The organism is Aquisphaera insulae (genome assembly GCF_011064615.1).
Classification (GTDB): Bacteria; Planctomycetota; Planctomycetia; order Isosphaerales; family Isosphaeraceae; genus Aquisphaera; species Aquisphaera insulae.
In genome coordinates this window covers 1-6,516 of record NZ_JAALJH010000175.1, presented here as the reverse complement: position 1 = coordinate 6,516, position 6,516 = coordinate 1, and the positions used below count along the sequence as shown (strand labels likewise).

Genomic DNA, 6,516 nt, shown 5'->3' with positions numbered 1-6,516 from the left:
CCCGGGCCGGGGACGCCTCCCTTCGGGAGGGCGAGGCTCCTGCCGAGCCCCGGGCAAGCTCCGGAGGTTCAAGGAAGCCTCGATCCCGCGCAACGAATCCGGGATGGGCCTCGTCCGTCTTAAAGACCAACCTTCCAGCACCCCAGGGTACGATTCCCCTCATGATTCTCCGCTGGGCCGTGCTCTTGTTCTGTGGATGGCTCGCCGCCACGGTCTCCGGGGCCGCGGGGTTCGGGGGGGCCCTGCTCCTGCTGCCCGTGCTCGCCCACGTCGTGGGCGGCAAGGCCGCGGTCCCGATCCTGACCGTCGCTCAGCTCCTCGGGAACCTCTCGCGGGCGGGCTTCGGCTGGCGTGACATCCGGTGGCGGCCCGCCCTGCTCTTCAGCCTCGGGGCCGTGCCCGCGAGCCTCCTCGGCTCGTGGCTCTTCGTCTCGATGCCGTCGGCGTGGGTGCTCCGGGCCATCGGCGTGCTCCTGCTCGGGGTGGTGGCCTTGCGGCATACGAGCGTGGGCACGCGGGAGGTGCCCGAGCGGCTCCTCGCCCCGGCCGGGGCCGGGGTCGGGCTCGTCTCGGCCGTCGCCGGGAGCGCCGGGCCGCTCGGGGCGGCGGTCTTCCTGGGCCTGAAGCTCGGACCGCAAGCCTACGTCGCCAGCGAGGCCGTGACGGCGGTCCTGATGCACCTGACGAAGAGCCTCGCCTATGGCCGCCTTGCGGCCCTCTCGCCCGGCGATCTCCTGCGCGGGCTCCTCCTCGGCGGTTCCCTCGTCCTGGGTTCCTGGACCGGCCGAACGCTCCTCGCTCGGCTACCCGAACGTGGCTTTTCGCTCCTGGTCGAGGGCCTCCTCGTCGTCTCTGCCTTATCTCTTCTGCTCGGTAAGGGATGATCGCTCGAGGAGGCATCAAACACGGAATCAGGGGCCACTCACGCAAGGTAGAGAGGCTGGCGATCGAGACGCGACCGCATCGGCCCACCACCCTATCTCGATCACCCAGACTACTCCCCTTGGGCAACTGGCCATTAATCGCACTTAATAAGCCTATTCATACTCGCCTCCGGGACGCAGTGGCTCCCAAAAAAGCGATAGCGTCACGTCACGCATTCATTGCAACGGCGATTGACTTCGGCTTATGATCGCAACACCTCGTTCGACCAGGTGACGCCATACCAGGGGAGGCCAATGAAGGACCTCATTGAAGCCTATGCGAAGCGGGTACGCGAGCTTGCCGAGCATGTCCGCGGCAACGAGCAAGCCACCAAGCAGAGCCTGGTCGGACCGTTGTTCACCTTGCTGGGCTACGACCTGACGGATCCCCGCGAATGCCTCCCCGAGTATCGGGCTGACTTCGGCAAGGACCGGTCGGTCAAGCCCGTCGATTGGGCCTTCATGCAGAATGGAAGGCCCCTCTTTTTCGTGGAGGCCAAGGAGGCCAGCCGGAAGCTTGTCGGCTACGACGAGCAGCTCGCGGACTATTTCGCGAAGTGCCCGGAGGTCAAGCTCGGCATCCTCACGAACGGTGTCCAGTGGCGTTTCTTCACGGACGTGACGCACGAGAACGTCATGGACACGGAGCCGTTCCTCCGCTGGGACGTCCTCTCCGATGAGCCGCCCCCGCTCGATTTCCTGACGCTACTCCAGAAGGCGCCATACAATTCGCAACTCATCCGGACCTTCGCCAAGCAGAAGCGAAACCAGAACCTCCTCCTCAACGAGATCTCTCGCCTGCTCGAGCCATCGGCCGAGTTCGTCCGCCTGGCGGTGTCCAACTTGGAGACGCGCAAGCTGACCGAGAACGTGGTGGAGAGCTGGAAGCCCGTCCTCGCGGCGGCCCTCCAGGAGTGGGTCAAGCAGACGATGCTCTCCATGGCCCTGGACCCCATCGCCAGGGCCGACGCCAAGGAAGACACGGCCGCGCGAATCGAGACGACCCAGGAGGAACTGGATGGCTTCGCCACGGTCCAGCGCCTGCTCGGTCCCGAGCGTCCGATCGCCTACGAGGACACCCTTTCGTACTTCAAGATCCACCTCAAGGAGCGATACACCTGGGTCATGTGCCGACTCTATTTCGGCCGGAAACGCCCGACGATCTGGGTGCCTCTACCCATCGAGGAAGCACGCCCCCTGGGCAACGACTTCCCCATGATGACCCCCCAGCAAGGTTGGACCTGCGTGTCCCTGGAAGCGAGCAAGGACGTCGACTCCTTGGGCGACCTCCTCCGAAAAGCCTACGACCAGCAGAGAGCAACGCGGATGGGGATGAATGAAAAGGGTGAATCGCGAGAGATGACCCAGGAAAGCGATCAACACGCAACTCAACCTCTCGAGACGTCGAGCGGCTGACTGAAGAGGGATTCAATGTCCGGAAGAGAGAGACGATTTGCCTCTTGATCGACGCATTGGCCTAGGACTCTCCGGATAGTGGGGCGGGGCCTCGTCATGCTATATGCGCTGCTCATCATCCTCTGCTTCGTTCTAATCGGGATCGCCCTCTTCTTCTCTTTGAAGACCGCAGAGCTGAAGGCCCAGGTCTCGCAGCTCGAAAGCGTTTGGAAGGAGCGAGAGGGCGCCTACGAGTCCGAACTGGCCAAGCTTGAGAAGATCCGCCACATCCCAAACGTCATCGAGAAGGCCCGGCGGACGGAAGAGGAGATCGGGGCGAAGATCGCCCAGGCGGAGAAGCGAGCTCAGGAGGTCATCGCATTCGCCGCAATCGAGGCACAGGATCAGGCACGTAAGATCCGGGCACAGGCTGAAGGCGAGGTGACGATCACCCACGAGGCGGCCCAGCGCGTCAAGGACGAGGCCTACCGCCTGCGCCGAGAGGCCCAGGTCGCGCTCGCGGAGGCGAGCAAGGAGGCCCGTGAGATCGCCTCGAAGGCACGCAAGGAGGCGAAGGAGAAGCGCGAGCAGGCCGATACTGTCCTCAACGGCGCGACGGCTCTGGCCCTCCAGATCCGGCTCGACGCGGAAGCACGTGCACGTGAGATCGATGCCGATGCGTTCGCCGCCCGCGGAAAGGCCCGGGACTATGAGGACGTGATTCACGCCCTGGAACGAACCATCAAGGGCTACGAGAATGTCCCGATCGCACCTTCGCCCCACGCCCTGGACGAGCTGGCCGACGAGTTCGGCTTCAGCAAGCCCGGTGAGAAGCTCAAGCTCGCCCGCGAGCGGACTCGCCTGATGCAGCAGAACGGGACCGCCGCGAGTTGCGGCTACCCCGACGGTTGGAAGCGCGACCACGCCCTCAAGTTCGTCCTCGGCACGTTCAATGGGCAGGCCGACACGATTCTCGCACGCGTCAAATCTGGCAATCAGGCTCGCCTGACCCAGGAGATGAAGGACTCCTACGCCCTCGTCAACAAGGATGGTGAGGTGTACAAGAACGCCCGCATCCAGCGGGAATACCTCGACGCCCGTCTCGGCGAGTTGAAGTGGGCCGTCGTCGTCCAGCGAATCAAGGAGCAGGCCCGCGAGGAGCAGAGGGCGATCCGCGAGCAGATCCGCGAGGAGCAGAAAGCGAAGCGTGAGATCGAACGGGCGATCAAGCAGGCCGCCCGCGAGGAGGAACTCGTCAACAAGGCCATCGCCCGGATCCGAGAACAGTTCGAGCAGGCGAGCGAGTCCGAGAAGGCCAAGTACCAGGCCCAGCTCACCGACCTGAACGCGAAACTCCTGGAGGCGGAGGAGAAGGGTCGAAAAGCCCTCTCGATGGCCCAGCAGACGAAGAGGGGCCACGTCTACGTGATCAGCAACATCGGTTCATTCGGCGAGGACGTCTACAAGATCGGCCTGACCCGCCGCCTCGATCCACTGGAACGCGTCCACGAACTCGGCGACGCCAGCGTCCCATTCCCCTTTGACGTCCACGCGATGCTCTCCTCCGAAGACGCCCCGGCCCTCGAAACCGACCTCCATCGCCGCTTCGTCGAGCGCCAGGTGAACAAGGTCAACAAGCGCAAGGAGTTCTTCAAGCTCCCACTCAGGGACATCCGCCAGGCCGTGGAGGAACTGCAAATCGATGCGACCTGGACCCTTCAGGCCGAGGCCGCCCAATACCGCGAGAGCCTGGCACTGGATCAGGCAATGAAGACCGATTCCACCCTCAAGGAGAAGTGGTTGGAGGAACAGGCGACATTTGATTTCGGAGATGAAGCGACGGAGAGGGAAGAGGACCTGGCGCTGACGAGCATGAATCCTTAGAGGGTGAACCTTCACCCCTCCAGAAGCTTGGATCCCGCTGAAAACGGCTGGAATCAGGGGCCACGGAATCAGGGACGACGCACGCAAGATAGAGAAGCTGGCGATCGATACGCGACCGCATCGGCCCACCACCTTATCTCGATCATCCAGACTACTCCCCTTGGGCGCCTGGCCATTAACACGTTGCTTGCCAGCATAATGGCCGAGAAAGTAACGAAGCTGTCGATGGTTATCGGATAACAAAACGATGAGGACCCGGGACGATGTTGCAGGCATTTGAAAAGGAAATCCTCGCTCACTCCAAGGGAGCAGAATTTCGACGAGCCGACCTTCACATCCACTCATATGGCCAAGCAGGGTCCTATGACGTCAAAGACGCCTCGATGACGCCCGAGAACATCGTGGACGCGGCGATTCGCGATGAATTGCATGTCATCAGCATCACGGATCACAACGCCATCGGGAACGTCGCCAAGGCAGTCAGCTATTCAGAAGACAAACCCCTGCTTGTGGTTCCGGGGGTGGAGCTCTCGACACCTCAAGGACACCTCTTAGTCTACTTCCCGACCGTTCGGAATCTCACGCGATTCTACGGACAACTACAAATCTCGGATGATGGAAAGAGTTGTGCCCACACACTAATCCAGTGCCTGAACATAGCTTGTTCTTTCGATGGGATTGGAATAGCGGCGCATATCGACCAGTCCGCTGGCTTTGAGTTTGCTATGCCGAAGTACGACGCATTCAAGGAGGAATTGCTAAAGTGTAAAAATCTACTGGCTCTTGAGATTACCGATATCGCCAATGTGGACTGGTTCACCGAGCGGGATACTCATCCGAACCGGAAACACCTCCACGGAGTTCGGCAAAACCACCTCGGCGAGGACGAGACGTACGAACTTCCGAAGGTCATGAGCTCCGACGCACATTCTTTGACCGCACTTGGCCGGAATGCCCAAGGGGCCAGGAAGCTTACCAGATTCAAGATGGAAACCCTCAACTTCGACTCGCTTCGGATTGCCCTCAACGATGCGTCAGCCCGCACGAGAATCGAGGACCTCATACCATCAGACATCCCGCACTTCGTAGCCATGAAATTGGAAGGCGGCCTCCTAGACAATCAGGTCGTCCACTTTAGCCGAAATCTGACCTGCATCATCGGCGGCAGAGGCGCTGGAAAGTCGACCCTCTTGGAGTGCTTGAGAGCCGTCTCGGGCAATGCTGCGAGAGAGAACCTCGTTGACTGCGAAATCTGGCCGAATCGCATCTCCCTCGTGTATCAGGACCAAACTAGACGTCGGCAGGTGCTCTCACGCACCAAGCTCAATCAGGTTGTCAATTTGAGCGATGCTAATGGTGGCATCACGCGAGTTCCTATTGAGAGTTACGGGCAAGGAGAGACAGCTGAAACTATACAACACTGTGACGAAGACCCGACAATATTATTAACGTTTCTCGATGGCTTCATTGATTTGGAGCACCTGAAAGCTCGTGACGAAGAACTTTGTGAGTTGCTGTTAAGCAATCAGACCGACATCGAACGCCTATATCTCGACGTACGTACAATCCCAGACATTGAAAGAGCCAAGACCAACGCAGAGGCTCAAGTCAAATTGCTCAAGGAGAAGGAAGCCCAGAAGGTTGTTGAGCTTGAGGAAAAGATTGCCAAAGGCAAGTCATTCCGCAGTCAATTAGCCGCCAACATAAGCGTATTATTCCGTGGTGTAAACGATGCGTTATCTGACACCTCGGTTGCCGACCTGATTCTCGAAGCAGATGGCTCCGACTTGGTCGTCGGTTCCCAGCAGTTTGGGGAAGTGAAGGCTGTAGTCCAGGAATACCTCGGCAAGATTGTAGGGTTCTCGAAGGCGATAAGGGAGGAGTCCGACAAGTTCACGGCGACACTGAATGACCGCCTGCAACGTTGGGTGAAAGAGGAAGCAGAGGCTCAGCAGCAAATCGAGGACATTAGGCGAGAGCTCGAAGCCAAAGGAGTGAAGCTGAACATCGCTTACATTCGCAAAATCACTAAAGACTTAAGTGATTATGCTCTCAAACTCAAGACCCTGGAACAGAAGAAGGCGAAGCTCACCATCCTGCGGAACGCACGGAGAAAGCTGGTCGAAGAACGCCGTAAGGTCAAGAGCCTCATCTTTACGACGCGGTCGAGCTTCGCTGTGTCGATGAACAAGAGTCTCAAGATGACCGTCGTCGACTACGCGGTAACCATGAAGTTCAAGGAGGGCACGCTATCCTCAGACTTCGAGGATCTCCTCAAGACAGCCATGGGCTGGCGAACCTCTCAAATACCACG

The 6,516-nt window shown here is 59.9% G+C and carries 4 protein-coding genes; all 4 read left to right on the top strand.

What is annotated here, in order from left to right; genetic code table 11:
- Positions 1 to 161 precede the first annotated feature (161 nt).
- A complete protein-coding gene (locus tag G6O54_RS36290) occupies positions 162 to 884 on the top strand; it encodes a sulfite exporter TauE/SafE family protein (protein WP_165235776.1) in 723 nt (240 codons plus the stop codon).
- 294 nt (positions 885 to 1,178) lie between these two features.
- Positions 1,179 to 2,339: a type I restriction endonuclease gene (locus tag G6O54_RS36285; protein WP_165235773.1), complete on the top strand. Its 1,161-nt coding sequence runs from the start codon at positions 1,179 to 1,181 to the stop codon at positions 2,337 to 2,339.
- A gap of 96 nt (positions 2,340 to 2,435) precedes the next feature.
- The gene (locus G6O54_RS36280; protein WP_165235770.1) at positions 2,436 to 4,202 is read left to right on the top strand and encodes a GIY-YIG nuclease family protein; all 1,767 of its coding nucleotides are present in this window, start codon (positions 2,436 to 2,438) and stop codon (positions 4,200 to 4,202) included.
- A 263-nt stretch (positions 4,203 to 4,465) separates the two neighbouring features.
- Positions 4,466 to 6,516, top strand: a 2,051-nt coding sequence (locus G6O54_RS36275; protein ID WP_165235767.1) for a PHP domain-containing protein, incomplete at its 3' end; no start/stop codon positions are given.

Bases quoted from the DNA above. Each gene is read 5' to 3' on its own strand.
- G6O54_RS36280 (WP_165235770.1), top strand. From the start codon at position 2,436: ATGCTATATGCGCTGCTCATCATCCTCTGCTTCGTTCTAATCGGGATC.
- G6O54_RS36290 (WP_165235776.1), top strand. From the start codon at position 162: ATGATTCTCCGCTGGGCCGTGCTCTTGTTCTGTGGATGGCTCGCCGCC.
- G6O54_RS36285 (WP_165235773.1), top strand. From the start codon at position 1,179: ATGAAGGACCTCATTGAAGCCTATGCGAAGCGGGTACGCGAGCTTGCC.